Annotated in this window: 10 protein-coding genes, 1 tRNA gene and 3 rRNA genes; 3 read left to right on the top strand and 11 right to left on the bottom strand. The window is 42.9% G+C overall.

Translation table 11 applies throughout. The features are described 5' to 3' along the window. Positions 1-27 precede the first annotated feature (27 nt). Positions 28-669 carry a bifunctional 4-hydroxy-2-oxoglutarate aldolase/2-dehydro-3-deoxy-phosphogluconate aldolase gene (locus tag ABE954_RS02205; protein WP_166686092.1) on the top strand — a complete coding sequence of 214 codons (642 nt, stop codon included), beginning with the start codon at positions 28-30 and terminating at the stop codon, positions 667-669. A 94-nt stretch (positions 670-763) separates the two neighbouring features. Here the strand turns inward: ABE954_RS02205 and aceK are convergent, their stop codons facing one another. The 8 genes from aceK to ABE954_RS02165 form a co-directional block, all read right to left on the bottom strand. Beyond that, the gene (gene aceK, locus ABE954_RS02200; protein ID WP_371025713.1) at positions 764-2,506 is read right to left on the bottom strand and encodes a bifunctional isocitrate dehydrogenase kinase/phosphatase; all 1,743 of its coding nucleotides are present in this window, start codon (positions 2,504-2,506) and stop codon (positions 764-766) included. Between the two features lie 107 nt (positions 2,507-2,613). Then, positions 2,614-3,921 carry an isocitrate lyase gene (aceA, locus tag ABE954_RS02195; protein ID WP_042848540.1) on the bottom strand — a complete coding sequence of 436 codons (1,308 nt, stop codon included), beginning with the start codon at positions 3,919-3,921 and terminating at the stop codon, positions 2,614-2,616. Positions 3,922-3,976: 55 nt separating this feature from the next. Beyond that, positions 3,977-5,575, bottom strand: a complete 1,599-nt coding sequence (gene aceB, locus ABE954_RS02190) for a malate synthase A (protein ID WP_042848541.1) — start codon at positions 5,573-5,575, stop codon at positions 3,977-3,979. A gap of 365 nt (positions 5,576-5,940) precedes the next feature. After that, positions 5,941-6,870 (bottom strand): homoserine O-succinyltransferase, encoded by a 930-nt coding sequence (metA, locus tag ABE954_RS02185; protein ID WP_048608842.1) that lies wholly within the window; start codon positions 6,868-6,870, stop codon positions 5,941-5,943. Between the two features lie 1,626 nt (positions 6,871-8,496). Next, positions 8,497-8,612, bottom strand: a 5S ribosomal RNA gene (rrf, locus tag ABE954_RS02180). A gap of 146 nt (positions 8,613-8,758) precedes the next feature. Continuing rightward, a 23S ribosomal RNA gene (locus ABE954_RS02175) occupies positions 8,759-11,669 on the bottom strand. 357 nt (positions 11,670-12,026) lie between these two features. Further along, positions 12,027-12,102 (bottom strand) — tRNA-Glu (locus tag ABE954_RS02170). A 133-nt stretch (positions 12,103-12,235) separates the two neighbouring features. Next, positions 12,236-13,774, bottom strand: a 16S ribosomal RNA gene (locus tag ABE954_RS02165). The 16S, 23S and 5S rRNA genes sit together here with 1 tRNA gene alongside, the layout of an rRNA operon. Positions 13,775-14,505: 731 nt before the next feature. Here ABE954_RS02165 and purH point away from each other — a divergent pair. Together purH and purD are read left to right on the top strand one after the other, a co-directional pair. Beyond that, positions 14,506-16,095, top strand: coding sequence for a bifunctional phosphoribosylaminoimidazolecarboxamide formyltransferase/IMP cyclohydrolase (gene purH, locus ABE954_RS02160; RefSeq protein WP_042849013.1), 1,590 nt, complete (start codon positions 14,506-14,508; stop codon positions 16,093-16,095). 17 nt (positions 16,096-16,112) lie between these two features. After that, positions 16,113-17,396: a phosphoribosylamine--glycine ligase gene (purD, locus tag ABE954_RS02155; protein WP_042849014.1), complete on the top strand. Its 1,284-nt coding sequence runs from the start codon at positions 16,113-16,115 to the stop codon at positions 17,394-17,396. Between the two features lie 270 nt (positions 17,397-17,666). Here purD and ABE954_RS02150 read toward each other — a convergent pair whose 3' ends face one another. The 3 genes from ABE954_RS02150 to ABE954_RS02140 all read right to left on the bottom strand — a co-directional run bounded on the left by ABE954_RS02150 (position 17,667) and on the right by ABE954_RS02140 (position 19,442). Next, on the bottom strand, positions 17,667-18,308 hold the full coding sequence (locus tag ABE954_RS02150; protein ID WP_306804129.1) for a DUF1481 domain-containing protein: 642 nt from the start codon (positions 18,306-18,308) through the stop codon (positions 17,667-17,669). A 74-nt stretch (positions 18,309-18,382) separates the two neighbouring features. Next, on the bottom strand, positions 18,383-18,655 hold the full coding sequence (locus ABE954_RS02145) for an HU family DNA-binding protein (protein WP_004264522.1): 273 nt from the start codon (positions 18,653-18,655) through the stop codon (positions 18,383-18,385). A 199-nt stretch (positions 18,656-18,854) separates the two neighbouring features. Then, a complete protein-coding gene (locus tag ABE954_RS02140) occupies positions 18,855-19,442 on the bottom strand; it encodes a YjaG family protein (RefSeq protein ID WP_042849016.1) in 588 nt (195 codons plus the stop codon). Between the last annotated feature and the right edge of the window lie 47 nt (positions 19,443-19,489).

The raw sequence follows: 19,489 nt of genomic DNA, 5'->3' as shown, positions 1-19,489 counted from the left end.
TCTATTGGTATTAAATAGGAATAAAAAATGAATAATTGGAACATAACCGCTGAAAGCGTGCTCAAACAAGGCCCTGTGGTCCCAGTCATTGTCATTAAAAAACTAGAACAAGCCGTCCCTCTCGCTAAAGCCTTGGTGAAAGGCGGCGTTAATGTACTTGAGGTCACATTACGTACCGAATGTGCAATTGAAGCAATTCGCCTGATTGCTCAAGAAGTCCCTGACGCCATTGTTGGGGCAGGGACTGTACTCAATGCGAAACAACTTGCTGATGTGACAAAAGCTGGCGCTAAATTTGCTATTAGCCCCGGTTTAACCGAAGAATTATTGAGTGCTGCAACCCAAGGAAATATCCCACTGATCCCCGGCATTTCAACGGTTTCAGAACTAATGCTGGGTATGAATTATGGTTTGAAAGCATTCAAGTTTTTCCCAGCAGAAGCGAATGGTGGCGTTAAAGCCTTAAAAGCCATTGCCGGCCCTTTCTCACACGTAAAGTTCTGCCCAACAGGGGGAATTTCACCAGAAAACTATCGTAGTTATTTAGAACTAGAGAGCGTTCTGTGTATTGGTGGCTCTTGGTTAGTGCCCGAAGAGGCTTTAACTACTGGCAACTACGAAAAAATAACCCAACTTGCCCAAGAAGCAGTATTGGGTGCAAAGCGTTAAAACAGCGAAATTCTATTTACCGTTGAGAACGATTCGATACTACTGACTGAGTCGTTCTCAATGTAGCTTTCTTTAACCCTATCAATTTCCTATCTCATGAATCATAAGCTATTTCATTAAACCTATGGCAAAAACGTAGCTCTTCTCGATATGCATAAACATCCTCGACATGACCTGCCAAAATTCGCTTTTGCAACTTTTGCCAGTAATCTGCCGAAAATAAATCAGCATGATAACGTCGCAGATAATCACCAATTTCTGCCGTTTGACAAATAAAAGAAACAAATTCTTCAGGAAAAACATCCTGTTCACCAATGCTATACCATGCCTCATTAGCGAGCTCTTGCTCAGGATATAATGCCACAGGAATTTTACGGAAATTAACTTCTGTCATATAACAAATTTCATCGTAGTCATAAAAAACAACCCGACCATGACGCGTAACACCAAAGTTTTTAAATAACATATCACCAGGGAAAATATTCGCCGCCGCCAACTGTTTAATTGCCAAGCCATACTCATTCAAAACACTTTTTAGCTGTTCCTCATTTACGTTATCCATATAGATATTTAAAGGCACCATCTTTCTTTCCATGTACAAATGGCGGATCAACACTTGGTCTCCTAAATCTTCAATTTGTGAAGGAGCCTCGTTTAATAGCTCTGTCATCAATTCTTCACTAATAGCGCTTTTATCAATCACAAAATTTTCAAATTCTTGTGTATCTGCCATACGCCCAACTCTATCGTGTTCTTTGACAAGCCGATAACATTCCTGCACCCTTTCTTTCGTGACATCCTTTTGTGGGGCAAACTTATCTTTGATAATTTTGAAAACACGGTCAAAAGAAGGCGCTGTAAATACAAGCATCACCATTCCTTTAACGCCTGGTGCAAGCGTAAATTGCTCTCGGGCAAAATTAATATAAGCAAGATACTCACGGTAATACTCTGTTTTTCCATGTTTTTGACAACCAATCGCCATATATAATTCAGCAATGGATTTACTGGGCAAAATTTCCCGCAGCCAAAATACTAATGCCGCAGGGAAAGGTGCATACACCATAAAATAAGAGCGAGCAAAGCCAAACACAATACTCGCTTCATCAAATTCGGTGAGGCAGGTATCGATGTAAATTTGCTTATCATCATCATGATGAATGGGAAGTAAAAATGGATAGACTTCATCATCAATATAAATTTTACCAACTAACCAAGCAGCTTTGTTACGATAAAACAGTTCATTGGCAATATGAAAACAGACTTTTCGCTTTTCAAATCCTGAAAACCGTGAGTGCAATATATTGATAATACAATGAATATCAAACTCTAAATTTCGCCATTTTATTCTTAATGGTAACCCACTTAGAATCGAAAATAGTAACCCATACAGATTATCATCAACCTGATACTCCCAAGCCAATGGCCGAGGGGAAATAGAAAACCGCCTTACAGGCTGAGAAGTAAAAATGAATAAGTTATCTTGTGTAAGGTCTCGGTGTTGAAATAAACGGCAATAAACTGAATTAAAAAAACTTTCTGCTATCTCGAAGCGTGGGTAATCTGGCAACAACGTTTTATACACATTTTTTATTTCTGATAGTTTGTTTGGTGTTAAAGATTGAACTAACCCCATGAATTGTAGCTGGGCAACAACCAAACCAACATGGTGATCATAAAGTTGGATCCTTCTTTTCATTGCATGTTGGATAGCATGCCAATCCCCTTGCTCAAACCTTTCCTGAGCTCCTGAGGTTATCTCTAGAAAACGCCCATATTGCGCATCAAATCCTTGTAGAATGGTTTGGGCTATTATCTGTTCAGTCGTGAGTATCATACTCGCTCCTATTTGAACTAATTTAAAAAAAACAGGCACTCAACGTGCCTGCAAATTAATAGATACACCTAACCAATAAGGACACCGAATGAAATGAAGCCAATTAACTAGAATTGTTCTTCTTCTGTCGACCCTGTTAAAGCAGTGACTGAAGAAGTCCCCCCTTGAATAACCGTTGTAACTTTATCAAAATAACCAGTACCTACTTCTTGTTGGTGAGAAGAGAAGGTATAGCCTTTATTTATCGCCGCAAATTCAGGCTCTTGCACTTTTTCCACGTAATGTTTCATACCTTCACCTTGTGCATAAGCATGTGCAAGGTCAAACATGTTGAACCACATACTATGAATGCCCGCTAAAGTAATAAATTGGAAGCGATAACCCATGGCTGACAACTCATCTTGGAAACGTGCGATTGTGGAATCATCTAAATTTTTCTTCCAATTAAATGAAGGTGAGCAGTTGTAAGCCAATAATTTACCTGGGTATTTAGCATGAATTGCTTCAGCAAACTGGCGCGCAGCATCTAAGTCTGGTTTTGATGTTTCACACCACACGAGGTCTGCATAAGGCGCGTATGCCAAACCACGACTAATCGCTTGCTCGATACCTGCGTTAGTCCGGAAGAACCCTTCAGAAGTACGCTCACCAGTGACAAATGCCGAATCATATGGGTCACAATCAGATGTCAGAAGATCAGCTGCATCGGCATCAGTTCTTGCGATCAGGATCGTTGGTACACCAGAGACATCAGCGGCTAAACGTGCGGCAACTAATTTTTGAACAGCTTCTTGAGTCGGAACCAATACTTTACCGCCCATATGACCGCATTTTTTCACCGCAGCCAATTGGTCTTCAAAGTGCACAGCCGCTGCCCCTGCTTCTATCATATTTTTCATTAACTCAAAGGCATTCAATACCCCACCAAAACCGGCTTCTGCATCTGCAATAATCGGTAAAAAGAAATCAATATATTCTTTATTATCTGGCCCAATGCCATTCGCCCATTGAATTTGATCTGCCCGGCGAAAAGTATTGTTAATTTTCTGAACGACAGAAGGAACCGAATCAACTGGGTAAAGTGACTGATCAGGGTACATACTTGAGGCTGTATTTGCATCAGCAGCAACCTGCCAACCAGAAAGATAAATGGCCTCAACACCAGCTTTCGCTTGTTGTAATGCCTGCCCACCTGTCAATGCACCTAGTGCATTGACGTAGCCTTTCTTAGATTTGCCATTCAGTTGTTCCCAAAAGCGCTCTGCCCCCCTACGAGCAAGGGTATGCTCCGGATTAACAGAACCGCGAAGTTTGATAACTTCCTCAGCAGAATACGGGCGATTAATGCCTTTCCAACGTGGTTTCTTCCATTCATTTTCTAATTGGGCAATTTGGTCTAAGCGCGATGTCGTCATGATTAACTTCCTTTATAAGAATATGTAGGGTTTATCGAATTTATATTTGTTGTTACTAATCTAATAATTGGTAACCAGGAATAGTTAAGAACTCAATAAGCTCATCTTGTGTCGTAATTTGGCGCATTAGCTCCGCTGCTTCACGGAAACGACCATGCTGAAAACGCTTATCACCAAGTTCTTTTTGAATAACTTGAAGCTCTTCATCTAGCATTTCTTCGAACAACGCTTTTGTCACTTTTTCGCCGTTGGTTAGTGACTTTTCATGCCTGATCCATTGCCAAATCGAAGTTCGAGAAATTTCAGCGGTAGCAGCATCTTCCATTAACCCATAGATAGGAACGCACCCATTACCTGAAATCCATGCTTCAATATATTGCACAGCGACCCGAATATTTGCCCTCATACCTGCATCGGTTCGTTCACCTGCGCAAGGTTTTAATAGTTGCTCCGCTGTGATTGGTTCGTCAGAATCACGAGTAACATGCAGTTGATTGGTGTTCTCTCCTAGAACTTGATTAAAGACATCCATCACTGTATCTGCAAGACCTGGGTGAGCAACCCACGAACCATCGTGACCATTTTTTGCTTCAAGCTCTTTATCTGCTCTTACTTTAGCCAATATAGCTTGGTTCTCTGTTTCATCTTTACTTGGGATAAATGCGGACATTCCCCCCATAGCAAAAGCCCCACGACGATGACAAGTTTTAATAAGCAAACGTGAATAAGCACTTAGAAAATCTTGGGTCATCGTAACCACTTGGCGATCGGGTAGTACCCTATCTGGGTGCTCTTTTAATGTTTTGATATAACTAAAAATATAATCCCAACGACCACAATTTAACCCGACAATGTGGTGACGCATGTGATACAAAATTTCATCCATCTGGAATACCGCAGGTAAAGTTTCAATTAAAACTGTTGCCTTAATTGTTCCACGAGGCAAACTGACAGCATCTTCTGCAGCACTAAATACATCACTCCACCATTTTGCTTCCTGCCAAGATTCCAATTTAGGGATATAAAAATAAGGCCCACTTCCTTTCTTCAACAACGCTTGATAGTTATTAAAAAAGTAAAGTGCAAAATCAAATAGCCCCCCCGGAATATTTTTTCCCGCAAGTGATACATGCTTTTCGTCTAGATGTAGCCCTCGTACACGTGCAATTAAAACAGCAGGGTCAGATTTAAGCTGATAAACCTTACCTTTTTCATTGGTGTAAGAAATATCGCCATTAATTGCATCACTTAAATTGATTTGCCCATCAATCAATTTTTCCCATGAAGGAGAAAGAGAGTCTTCAAAGTCAGCCATAAATACTTTAACGTTAGAATTCAAAGCATTAATAACCATTTTTCGTTCGACAGGACCTGTTATTTCAACCCGGCGGTCACGTAAATCCTCAGGTATATTCTGTATTTTCCATTCTGATTTTTTAATGGAATCAAATTCCGAAATAAAATCCGGCAATTCGCCCGCATCAATTTTTTGTTGCCTTATGGTTCTTTGTTTTAGTAACTCTTCACGACGTGGTAAAAACGCCTCAACCAAATTTGAAAGAAACTCAATAGAATCATTATGTAAGACCCTAGTATCTTGCTGAGATATTTCCTTTGAAAATGCTAACTTTGATATTAACAATTGATTTTCCATTGACCTTTCCTCATTCACATCTGACTATGAATTAAGCTTACGATCAAATAACAAATAAATCAAAAACCGTTTCCATTTTATATAAAATACACCTTATCTTTATGATATTAATGGAATTTTACAATTATTTATTTTTGAACAACGATTCTTATAACAAGATAAATAGTGTTAAGCACTTGTTAAATAAAACAATTACTAAAAAGTAAAATTGTTAAATAATTTACCCCAAAAATAAAAAAAGCAGCCATAAATGGCTGCTTTAGTTTTAAATATTGTAAATTTTCTGGGATATTAATCTAAATAAAATGCTAAATATAATTAGTTAGAGTGACATAACAAACATTTTAAGCTTAATATCCCTTATTTTAATCTAGTGTAGGCTCCATGTGAGTAAGATCGAATGGTGTGATCTGGTACACATAATAATTAAGCCAATTCGAAAAAAGTAAGTGCCCATGGCTTCGCCAGCTAATTGTTGGGCCTTTATTAGGATCATTATTTTTAAAATAATTACATGGGATTTCTGGTGAAATACCTGCATCAACATCTCGCCAGTATTCTTGAGCGAGCGTATCTCTATCATATTCAGGGTGGCCAGTAACAAATGCCAAGCGTTTATCTTTTGATGCAAATAAATAAGCACCGGCTTCTTCTGAACTGGCTAAAATTTCAAGATCGGTATGCTTGCGGATAAGCTCTTCAGGAAAATCCGCATAACGAGAGTGTGGAGCATAGAATGAAGCATCAAACCCTCGCGTTAATAATGCATACGGCTCCAATGTATCATGCTGATATACGCCTGAAAGTTTTTCTTCTCTAGTCCATTTTGGCAAATCATAAAGAACTTTCAATGCAGCCTGTACGGCCCAACACACAAAGAGCGTTGAAGTAACATGGCTTTTCGCCCATCTAATTACCTTTTCTATTTGTTCCCAATAACATACATCGGTAAATTCAACTAGCCCTAACGGAGCTCCTGTTACGATTAAACCATCAAAATTTTGATCTTTAATATCTTCAAAATCACAATAAAAATTATTCAAATGCTCTGTAGGAGTATTTTTAGATTCCCTTTGGTCAATACGCAATAACTGGATATCAACCTGTAATGGTGTATTAGATAAAAGCCTTAAGAACTGATTTTCCGTTTCTATTTTTTTAGGCATTAAATTCAGTATTAACACTTTCAAGGGGCGGATCTCCTGAAGGCTAGCTCTTGTCGTTGTCATGACAAAAACATTTTCTTCACGTAAGAAATTAACTGCGGGTAACTCGTCTGGTAAACGAATTGGCATCATTCATCCCCTTTTATATACTTTTATACGTTTAGACTTCTAGAATGCTAAATAATCTAACCAATGTTACTTACCTTGTCGAGCTTTTCAAGACTAATTGAAATAATTTCACGTAGATTCATTTGTCATGGCATTAACTTGAGTATACCTATCTTATAATGTATTGATTTTATATATTTTTTAATCAATAGTGATATTTTATAGATAGATATTCTACTTAGACGTTTTAAGCATTAGGTAAAACTAGGGCAGTATTCATCGCTGCTGAGCAGTGACTGTATTATTTAGTTATACATCGCAAAATTATTTCAAAATACTGTACCAAAAATTATTTAATAAACGCCTTTATGTCATTATCAAATGGCAGCTTTAGCTATTACTAAAATAATATGTAGTCGTTAATTTAAGCTCTAAAATGCCCTATATCCCAAAACTTGTGAGTTGTTACTTACTACTTTAAATACGACACACCTATTCACCATACCAATATCATTACACTTTCCGCATAAACTAGTACCAAACTTCTCTACTCCCAGCTTAGCTCCTCCCGTAGGTAATTGATTTAATTTTATTTTTCAGCATATTAAACTAACCCCGATAAGTGAGTTGTTACTTACTACTTTAAATCCGACATGCCCATTCAACACATCAATATCACTGTGCATTCAGAGTGAACTGATGCCCAACTTCCTCATGCCTTGCTCAGTCCTTACTCTACAGCCAAACTCACGCTAGCTTCACACTGCATTTGATCCCCCCAACTCAGTGAGTTGTTACTCACTACTTTAGGTCCGACACACCTATTCACCACACCAATATCATTACACTTTTCGGATGAGCTGATGCTAAACCTCTCTACTCCTAGCTTTAGTCTCTCCCCTAGCTGATTGATTTATTTTTATTTCTCAATGTATTAAACCAACCTCGATAGGTGAGCTGTTACTTACTACTTTAAATTCCACACACTTATTCAACATAACAATGTTATTGCACCGTTGAGGGAGGATTAACACCGCCTCAAATCACGGCCAGACGAAAACTTGAGGAATAAAAAATCAGGATGATGGGTTACAAAAACAGAGTCCGCTCAGTTCATAAGGAATAAAGGAATAAACAAGTTAAAACGAGATGGGCAGGAAAAGAATATCTCTGTACTAATGAGGGGTTAACCTAGTCCTCTGCTAATCAGACTGTTAATTTAAAAGCTAGACATTAGCAGTTAGCAGTTAGCAGTTAGCAGTTAGCAGTTAGCAGTTAGAAGTTAGAAGTTAGAAGTTAGAAGTTAGAAGTTAGAAGTTAGAAGTTAGAAGTTAGAAGTTAGAAGTTAGAAGTTAGAAGTTAGAAGTTAGAAGTTAGAAGTTAGAAGTTAGAAGTTAGAAGTTAGAAGTTAGAAGTTAGAAGTTAGAAGTTAGAAGTTAGAAGTTAGAAGTTAGAAGTTAGAAGTTAGCCTACAGGATAATAAAATATGCAGTGGTGTCAATACCTCATTACCCTAGGCAGAGCCCTCACAATCAGAGTCGCCCTGAGACTGAACACCTCACTCTTCGCTCCACACTGCCACGCCTCATCACCTAACCCCCAAACGCAAAAAAGCCACCCAATGGGTGGCTTTCTCACTAATTTAATGTCTGGCAGTTCCCTACTCTCACATGGGGAGACCCCACACTACCATCGGCGCTACGGCGTTTCACTGCTGAGTTCGGCATGGGGTCAGGTGGGACCACCGCGCTATTGCCGCCAGACAAATTCGGTTCGTTCCCGTTTAGCACATTTCGTCACTAAACCAGAACTGCAATCTTGAACAAGCTGCTGTGTCCCTCGCCTCTCGGCTTCTCACACTCATTGAATCAACGTCATCTCTCAATCTCTAAAACACCTTCGGTGTTGTCAGGTTAAGCCTCACGGTTCATTAGTATTGGTTAGCTCAACATATCGCTATGCTTACACACCCAACCTATCAACGTCTTAGTCTTAAACGTTCCTTTAGGACCCTTAAAGGGTCAGGGAAGACTCATCTCAAGGCAAGTTTCCCGCTTAGATGCTTTCAGCGGTTATCTCTTCCGCACTTAGCTACCGGGCAATGCCATTGGCATGACAACCCGAACACCAGTGGTGCGTCCACTCTCCGTCCTCTCGTACTAGGAGCAGCCCCTTTCAATCTTCCAACGCCCACGGCAGATAGGGACCGAACTGTCTCACGACGTTCTAAACCCAGCTCGCGTACCACTTTAAACGGCGAACAGCCGTACCCTTGGGACCTACTTCAGCCCCAGGATGTGATGAGCCGACATCGAGGTGCCAAACACCGCCGTCGATATGAACTCTTGGGCGGTATCAGCCTGTTATCCCCGGAGTACCTTTTATCCGTTGAGCGATGGCCCTTCCATTCAGAACCACCGGATCACTAAGACCTACTTTCGTACCTGCTCGAGCCGTCACTCTCGCAGTCAAGCTGGCTTATGCCTTTGCACTAACCGCATGATGTCCGACCATGCTTAGCCAACCTTCGTGCTCCTCCGTTACTCTTTGGGAGGAGACCGCCCCAGTCAAACTACCCACCAGACACTGTCCGCACCCCGGATAACGGGGCAACGTTAGAACATCAAACATTAAAGGGTGGTATTTCAAGGTTGGCTCCATGCAGACTGGCGTCCACACTTCAAAGCCTCCCACCTATCCTACACATCAAGGCTCAATGTTCAGTGTCAAGCTATAGTAAAGGTTCACGGGGTCTTTCCGTCTTGCCGCGGGTACACTGCATCTTCACAGCGAGTTCAATTTCACTGAGTCTCGGGTGGAGACAGCCTGGCCATCATTACGCCATTCGTGCAGGTCGGAACTTACCCGACAAGGAATTTCGCTACCTTAGGACCGTTATAGTTACGGCCGCCGTTTACTGGGGCTTCGATCAAGAGCTTCTCCTTACGGATAACCCCATCAATTAACCTTCCAGCACCGGGCAGGCGTCACACCGTATACGTCCACTTTCGTGTTTGCACAGTGCTGTGTTTTTAATAAACAGTTGCAGCCAGCTGGTATCTGCGACTGGCTTCAGCTCCATGGGTAAACCACTTCACCTAGCGCCAGCGTGCCTTCTCCCGAAGTTACGGCACCATTTTGCCTAGTTCCTTCACCCGAGTTCTCTCAAGCGCCTGAGTATTCTCTACCTGACCACCTGTGTCGGTTTGGGGTACGATTAGTGATAATCTAGAGCTTAGAGGCTTTTCCTGGAAGCGGGGCATGAGCTACTTCGCCACCGTAGTGACTCGTCATCAGACCTCAGCATATAGTGAACCGGATTTGCCTAATTCACCTGCCTACATCCTTAAACCGGGACAACCGTCGCCCGGCCAGCCTAGCCTTCTCCGTCCCCCCATCGCAATTATCACCAGTACGGGAATATTAACCCGTTTCCCATCGACTACGCATTTCTGCCTCGCCTTAGGGGTCGACTCACCCTGCCCCGATTAACGTTGGACAGGAACCCTTGGTCTTCCGGCGTGCGGGTTTTTCACCCGCATTATCGTTACTTATGTCAGCATTCGCACTTCTGATACCTCCAGCATACCTCACAGTACACCTTCACAGGCTTACAGAACGCTCCCCTACCCAACAATATTTTTATATATGCTGCCGCAGCTTCGGTGCATAGTTTAGCCCCGTTACATCTTCCGCGCAGGCCGACTCGACCAGTGAGCTATTACGCTTTCTTTAAATGATGGCTGCTTCTAAGCCAACATCCTGGCTGTCTGAGCCTTCCCACTTCGTTTCCCACTTAACTATGACTTTGGGACCTTAGCTGGCGGTCTGGGTTGTTTCCCTCTTCACGACGAACGTTAGCACCCGCCGTGTGTCTCCCGTGATAACATTCTTCGGTATTCGTAGTTTGCATCGAGTTGGTAAGTCGGGATGACCCCCTAGTCGAAACAGTGCTCTACCCCCGAAGATGAGTTCACGAGGCGCTACCTAAATAGCTTTCGGGGAGAACCAGCTATCTCCCGGTTTGATTGGCCTTTCACCCCCAGCCACAAGTCATCCGCTAATTTTTCAACATTAGTCGGTTCGGTCCTCCAGTTAGTGTTACCCAACCTTCAACCTGCCCATGGCTAGATCACCGGGTTTCGGGTCTATACCCTGCAACTCATTCGCCCAGTTAAGACTCGGTTTCCCTACGGCTCCCCTATACGGTTAACCTTGCTACAGAATATAAGTCGCTGACCCATTATACAAAAGGTACGCAGTCACCCTGATAAATCAAGGCTCCCACTGCTTGTACGTACACGGTTTCAGGTTCTATTTCACTCCCCTCGCCGGGGTTCTTTTCGCCTTTCCCTCACGGTACTGGTTCACTATCGGTCAATCAGGAGTATTTAGCCTTGGAGGATGGTCCCCCCATATTCAGACAGGATAACACGTGTCCCGCCCTACTCGTCGAGTTCACAACACTAGCATCTTCAGATACGGGGCTATCACCCTTTACTGCCGGACTTTCCAGACCGTTCTCCTGATACTAATGCTGATTAAGACTCTGGGCTGCTCCCCGTTCGCTCGCCGCTACTAGGGGAATCTCGGTTGATTTCTTTTCCTCGGGGTACTGAGATGTTTCAGTTCCCCCGGTTCGCTTCGTTTGACTATGTATTCATCAAATGATAGTGCAACGAATTGCACTGGGTTTCCCCATTCGGAAATCGTCGGGTATAACGGTTCATATCACCTTACCGACGCTTATCGCAGATTAGCACGTCCTTCATCGCCTCTGATTGCCTAGGCATCCACCGTGTACGCTTAGTCGCTTAACCTCACAACCCGAAGGTGTCTTCTTATCAGACGACACTTAACGTCATGGCTGTGCGTGGTGAACTTCTTCGTTGGGTAGTGCTCGCAATGCTCACGTACTATTGTACGCTGCGCTTGCTGCGCGCTAGCCGCCTTGAATTTCACACTGCTCGCTCATGCCACTCGTTTGTGTGTTTGAAAAACACTTCAAGTTGAGATTTTTGAGAGACTCTCACATTGTTTAAGCGATAAACAATGTGCGTTGTTTTCAATTTTCAGCTTGTTCCAGATTGTTAAAGAGCATAATTGTTAAACCAACTACAACGTAATTGGCTTAATCATTATTGGGGACATCGTCTTTCACTCGATATCGGCGCAATTGGCGTCCCCTAGGGGATTCGAACCCCTGTTACCGCCGTGAAAGGGCGGTGTCCTAGGCCTCTAGACGAAGGGGACACAAGATATTGCACATACTACTGCGGTATCTTATGTAAGTCCTATTCTCTCGAATAAGTCTCCCACGTATAGCCTATTGCTCTACTTTCTATCAGACAATCTGTGTGAGCACTTCACAAAAACACTTCAATGGTAAGGAGGTGATCCAACCGCAGGTTCCCCTACGGTTACCTTGTTACGACTTCACCCCAGTCATGAATCACAAAGTGGTAAGCGCCCTCCCGAAGGTTAAGCTACCTACTTCTTTTGCAACCCACTCCCATGGTGTGACGGGCGGTGTGTACAAGGCCCGGGAACGTATTCACCGTAGCATTCTGATCTACGATTACTAGCGATTCCGACTTCATGGAGTCGAGTTGCAGACTCCAATCCGGACTACGACGTACTTTATGAGTTCGCTTGCTCTCGCGAGGTCGCTTCTCTTTGTATACGCCATTGTAGCACGTGTGTAGCCCTACTCGTAAGGGCCATGATGACTTGACGTCATCCCCACCTTCCTCCGGTTTATCACCGGCAGTCTCCTTTGAGTTCCCGACCGAATCGCTGGCAACAAAGGATAAGGGTTGCGCTCGTTGCGGGACTTAACCCAACATTTCACAACACGAGCTGACGACAGCCATGCAGCACCTGTCTCAGAGTTCCCGAAGGCACCAAAGCATCTCTGCTAAGTTCTCTGGATGTCAAGAGTAGGTAAGGTTCTTCGCGTTGCATCGAATTAAACCACATGCTCCACCGCTTGTGCGGGCCCCCGTCAATTCATTTGAGTTTTAACCTTGCGGCCGTACTCCCCAGGCGGTCGATTTAACGCGTTAGCTCCGAAAGCCACTCCTCAAGGGAACAACCTTCAAATCGACATCGTTTACAGCGTGGACTACCAGGGTATCTAATCCTGTTTGCTCCCCACGCTTTCGCACCTGAGCGTCAGTCTTTGTCCAGGGGGCCGCCTTCGCCACCGGTATTCCTCCACATCTCTACGCATTTCACCGCTACACATGGAATTCTACCCCCCTCTACAAGACTCTAGCTGACCAGTCTTAGATGCCATTCCCAGGTTAAGCCCGGGGATTTCACATCTAACTTAATCAACCGCCTGCGTGCGCTTTACGCCCAGTAATTCCGATTAACGCTTGCACCCTCCGTATTACCGCGGCTGCTGGCACGGAGTTAGCCGGTGCTTCTTCTGTCGGTAACGTCAATCGTTGATGATATTAGCATCAACGCCTTCCTCCCGACTGAAAGTACTTTACAACCCTAGGGCCTTCTTCATACACGCGGCATGGCTGCATCAGGCTTGCGCCCATTGTGCAATATTCCCCACTGCTGCCTCCCGTAGGAGTCTGGGCCGTGTCTCAGTCCCAGTGTGGCTGATCATCCTCTCAGACCAGCTAGGGATCGTCGCCTAGGTGAGCCATTACCCCACCTACTAGCTAATCCCATATGGGTTCATCCGATAGCGCAAGGACCGAAGTTCCCCTGCTTTGCTCCTAAGAGATTATGCGGTATTAGCCACCGTTTCCAGTGGTTATCCCCCTCTATCGGGCAGATCCCCATACATTACTCACCCGTCCGCCGCTCGTCAGCGGGAAGCAAGCTTCCCCTGTTACCGCTCGACTTGCATGTGTTAGGCCTGCCGCCAGCGTTCAATCTGAGCCATGATCAAACTCTTCAATTAAAAAGCTTGATGCTCAAAGAATGTTTACTGTCGCCTGATTTCCGAAGAAACCAGATTACCTATTAGTTCATATATATGAATTAACGTGTTAGTCACTCTTCAAGACTTAAAATCAAATATTTTTTTGATAGTGTCCTGTGAGTGCCCACACAGATTGTCTGATAAATTGTTAAAGAGCGTTGCGACATTTCTTTTGGAAATTTGACTCAGTTTTTATTAACTTAGGTCGTTGTCGCGAGGTGGCGTATATTACGCTTTCCTCTGTGAGAGTCAAGCAATTTTTTGCTTTTTCTTTTCAGAATCTCTCGCTGCCGTTTCAGTGTTCATCGCGCTTTGCGTTGTCTTGTTCCCGGTCAGTGGATGCGCATTATAGGGGGTCTCAGAAATCTCGCAACCTTTTTTTTAAGATTTTTTGGCATTTTTAGTTCAACTGCTGCATTCCACAGCAAAACCCCCACTTATACTGAGTTATCCACGAAATTATCCACAGGCTAAAAATAATTTAAAATTTATCGCGCATTACGCAAACGTTTGCGTTACAATTAGCGCGAAATTTCAGCATTGATTTTATTTTTATGTTCTGAAATTGTTAGTGACTTATATATTGCTATTGAAGAAGCTTGCAAATTCCGCACTGCTTTTATAAATAGGTATATAAGAAGAGCACTCTGGCTTTTCGCTAATTAGATATTGTTATTGCCTTATTTATTCAAATCCAAGGGATCTATCTCATGCAACTGCTTCGTCCTATTCGTCGTGCCCTGCTTAGTGTGTCTGATAAAACAGGGGTTGTTGAATTCGCTAAGGCGCTATCTCAACGTGGTGTTGAGCTTCTATCTACTGGTGGTACTGCAAAGTTACTAGCTGAATCAGGACTTAAAGTAACTGAAGTGTCAGATTACACAGGGTTCCCTGAAATGATGGATGGTCGGGTAAAAACATTGCACCCAAAAGTGCACGGAGGGATCTTAGGTCGCCGTGGTACTGATGATGCCATCATGCAATCCCATGATATTGCACCTATCGACATGGTAGTTGTGAATTTATATCCTTTTGCTCAAACAGTAGCAAAACCAAACTGCACACTTGAAGATGCTGTTGAGAACATCGATATCGGTGGTCCAACAATGGTACGCTCCGCAGCAAAAAACCATAAAGACGTTGCAATTGTGGTAAATAGTAATGATTACCAAACCATTATTGATGAAATGGATGGTCACGAAAACTCCCTTAATTGGTCAACACGCTTTGACCTTGCTATCAAAGCATTTGAGCATACAGCTGCTTATGACAGTATGATTGCTAATTACTTCGGTGAATTAGTTGCCCCTTATTATGGTGATACCACACAACCTTCTGGCCGTTTCCCTCGCACATTGAATCTAAATTTCATCAAAAAACAAGATATGCGTTATGGGGAAAATAGTCATCAAGATGCGGCGTTCTATATAGAAGAAAGCCCAAAAGAAGCGTCTATCGCGACTGCACAACAAATTCAAGGTAAAGCACTCTCTTATAATAATATTGCTGATACTGATGCAGCCCTTGAGTGCGTTAAGTCATTTGATGAGCCTGCGTGTGTGATCGTTAAGCATGCTAATCCTTGTGGTGTCGCAATTGGCAATAATATTCACACCGCTTATGACAAAGCGTTTAAAACTGACCCAACTTCTGCTTTTGGCGGTATCATCGCTTTTAACCGCCCATTAGATAAAGAAACTGCACAGGCAATTATTGAGCGCCAATTCGTTGAGGTGATTATCGCGCCTTCGATTGCTAAGGATGCACTGCCAATTCTTGAAACCAAACAAAATGTACGCGTACTTGAATGTGGCGAATGGAGTAAACCTGTTGCTGGCTTAGATTTTAAACGTGTCAACGGTGGTTTATTAGTCCAAGACCGCGATTTAGGTATGGTTGAAGCCGAAGAGTTACGCATAGTCACAAAGCGCCAACCAACTGAGCGTGAATTAAAAGATGCCTTATTCTGCTGGAAAGTCGCTAAGTTTGTGAAATCAAACGCCATCGTTTATGCCAAAAATGACATGACAGTGGGGATCGGTGCTGGTCAAATGAGCCGAGTATACTCAGCAAAAATTGCTGGGATCAAAGCTGCCGATGAAGGCTTAGAAGTTGCAGGTTGTGCAATGGCATCTGACGCATTCTTCCCATTCCGTGATGGTATTGATGCCGCTGCCGCTGTTGGAGTGACTTGTGTGATCCAACCTGGCGGGTCGATTCGCGATAATGAAGTCATTGATGCTGCAAATGAACATGGCATCGCAATGATTTTCACAAATATGCGTCATTTCCGTCACTAGTTATTAGGAGTTTAATAATGAATATATTAATTATTGGTGGCGGTGGTCGTGAACATGCTTTAGCGTGGAAAGCGGCTCAGTCTCCTCTAGCCGATAAAGTCTATGTGGCACCGGGTAATGCAGGTACCGCATTAGAACCAGCTATTGAGAACGTTAATATTTCTGCTACTGATATTGATGGATTACTACAATTTGCGAAAGATAATCAAATCGATTTAACCATTGTAGGTCCTGAGGCTCCTTTAGTTATTGGTGTTGTTGATACATTTACACAAGCTGGGCTAACTATTTTTGGTCCAACTCAAGGTGCTGCCCAACTTGAAGGCTCTAAGGCGTTTACTAAAGACTTTTTAGCTCGTCATCATATTCCAACCGCAGCATATGAGAACTTTACTGAAATAGAACCCGCTTTGGCTTACTTAGATAAAGTTGGTGCGCCAATCGTGATTAAAGCGGATGGGCTTGCGGCCGGCAAAGGCGTTATTGTTGCGATGACTCTGCAAGAAGCTAAAGATGCAGTACATGATATGTTGGCTGGCAATGCGTTTGGTGATGCAGGGCATCGGATCGTAATTGAAGAGTTTCTTGATGGTGAAGAAGCTAGTTTTATCGTGATGGTCGATGGTGAAAATGTCATCCCAATGGCAACAAGCCAAGACCACAAGCGTGTAGGTGACGGCGATACTGGCCCAAATACAGGCGGAATGGGCGCTTATTCCCCGGCTCCTGTTGTTACTGACCAAGTACATCAGCGCGTTATGGAACAAGTTATTTACCCAACAGTTAAAGGTATGGATAAAGAAGGAAACCGCTATCAAGGTTTTCTATACGCAGGTTTAATGATTGATAAAGCAGGAAACCCCAAAGTGATTGAATTTAACTGCCGCTTTGGTGACCCTGAAACTCAACCTATTATGATGCGTTTACAGTCAGACTTAGTCGCTCTATGCTTAGCGGGTGCAAAAGGTGAACTGGCAGGCAAAGATTCATTATGGGATGAGCGCCCGGCTTTAGGTGTTGTGATTGCTGCCGGCGGTTACCCAGGTGATTACCGCAATGGCGATATAATTTCTGGATTGCCAACCAGTGAAGCAGCTGATAGCAAGGTATTCCATGCTGGTACTCGCATGAAAGAAGGCGAAGTGGTTACTGCCGGTGGCCGTGTATTATGTGTTACCGCACTGGGTGATGATATTGAAAAAGCCCAAACAAAAGCATACGAGACAGCTAAAAACATTCACTGGAATGATAGCTTCTATCGTAGCGATATTGGCTACCGCGCTATCGCCCGTATTAAGTAATAGAACAAATAATAGAAACAAAAGACCATAAGCTGATAAGAGGAAACTTTTATCAGCTTTTTTATTGCTTATCTTTCTTTTTATTTCTTTCTATCTTTTTATTTTTTGAACTTGTTTTTGCCTTTTACCTTCACACCGCCAATGGCTCTAAGTATTTCGAATCACAGCAAAGCTGCAAGAGAGAGAATCTCTAGGAGCATACATAAGTATGTGACTAGGGTGAACGAACGTAGCAATGCAGCAGTGGTTCGAAAAACGACGAGCGGTTATTTATAAACTATCTCTAGAAGGTTGCCAGCGGCAAAAATCAGTATCCGCTACCATCAAAAGTTGTGTCCCCTCAGGAGACTCTAACCACGCTAAATTTAATTGTGAGTGCCAAATTTTTGCACGACTTTCTATCCAATTTTGTGCATAGGGTTCGAAAGTGACATCCCGAACCTCCCCTTCACAAGTTGTCACCTTCCCTTGCTGCCAATGCCCTTGATAAAGTTTTACATCGCCAACAATCAAAGCGGTATTAGTTTCAAGAATACGTTCAGCCTCAAAACGCCAACGCGCAATCTCATCTGTTGAAAGTGGGGTTTTACTATTTTGCTGGACACGCTGCATAAAAATAACTTCATCATTTTTATTAAAGCGTAATTGTTCCATGATATCGCCACTTTGTTGGTTTAGAACTTGGCTGCGGATCTGCCAGAGAGCACCTGAGCGATATTCAAAGAAATTAACGGAAGTCCCCGTACCTTTATAAGGACTATAAACGACCATTAAGACAAGAGGTTGGCTTTTTGCATCGTTGAGCCGCCACATACGAATGACGCCATCATCAGCAATAAAACCACTTGCGCTAAATTCAGGGAGTTTTGGCGCATTAGAAGAGCAGGCGCTTAGTATTGAGATGACTCCCAATACCAGCAACCCTTTTTGAATAAGCAAAAGGGGTAGTTGTTTACCCCTTCTGGCAATTCGTCTGTACAATGTACTTATTTTACTGCTTCTTTCAATGCTTTACCGGCAGAGAAAGCAGGTACAGTTGTTGCAGGAATTTGGATTTCTGCTTTAGTTTGTGGGTTGCGACCAGTACGAGCTGCACGATGGCTAACTTTAAAAGTACCGAAACCGACCAGTTGGACTTGCTCGCCTTTTTTCAGCGTTTCTGAAATAGCATTTAAAGTAGATTCTAATGCTGCTTTTGCCTGAACTTTGGTCAGGTCCGCTGATTCTGCGATAGCATCAACTAATTCAGTCTTATTCATAAATTATCCTTACACAGTGTGTTTATCGTTTGCAAAGCATCGAGTGCGTCGGATATGCCAAATTGACAGCCCCTGATACACGCCCCCGATAGCCACTTCTTCTTGCCCCTAAATGTAGACCAGAGTCGGGGCAAATGTGAAGCCTTAGTACTCAGCATTACTGCGCTAAGTCACGTTTTCGATAATGAAAACATGAATATTAGCTTAAAGTAATACCTATATTGCTCACCCCCGCTTCACGGAGGTCAGATTTTAATCCTTTAATTAACTCTAAGTCGCGCTCTTCACAAGCTGCCAGTAAACGGAAAATGTCCCACTGGATATCCCACTCTTCTTCTATAGCAGGTATGTCTTTGAGTTCTTCTTCTGTCATTTCCCGCCCTGCTTGAGTCATTTCGAGCATGGCAACTGTACGAATGGATGCTTCGCTAACCAATATTGCATGTTCGAGTGTTTCACCACTCAATTTTGAGTGAATGATTTCCCCTAATGCAATACAGGCATCAATAGCTGGATATACACCATACATATCGAAATCATCGGCTGTAGGGATAATTTCTTCTAATTTTTCTAACTGATTGTCGAAATTAACTTTGCTATCTTTGATAACCAATGTTTCCCATACTATATCGAGAATAGAGCGGTACACTTTGGCATCTGCAAATTCAGTTTGCTGACAAAACATTTGAAAGTTGGGATACATTCTTTCGCATAAGCTTGCCATAAATGTGACATGCTGCCAGCTTTCTAATTTTTCCAACCTCAAATGAATGGGATTTCTTAACATAATTTCTGACTCATCAATCTTAATACTTCGCAGTTTACCTGAAAATC

The organism is Providencia sp. TYF-12 (assembly GCF_041344805.1).
GTDB lineage: Bacteria > Pseudomonadota > Gammaproteobacteria > Enterobacterales > Enterobacteriaceae > Providencia > Providencia huashanensis.
Note: the sequence above shows the minus strand (reverse complement) of the source record. Positions and strands in the feature narration are given on the sequence as shown.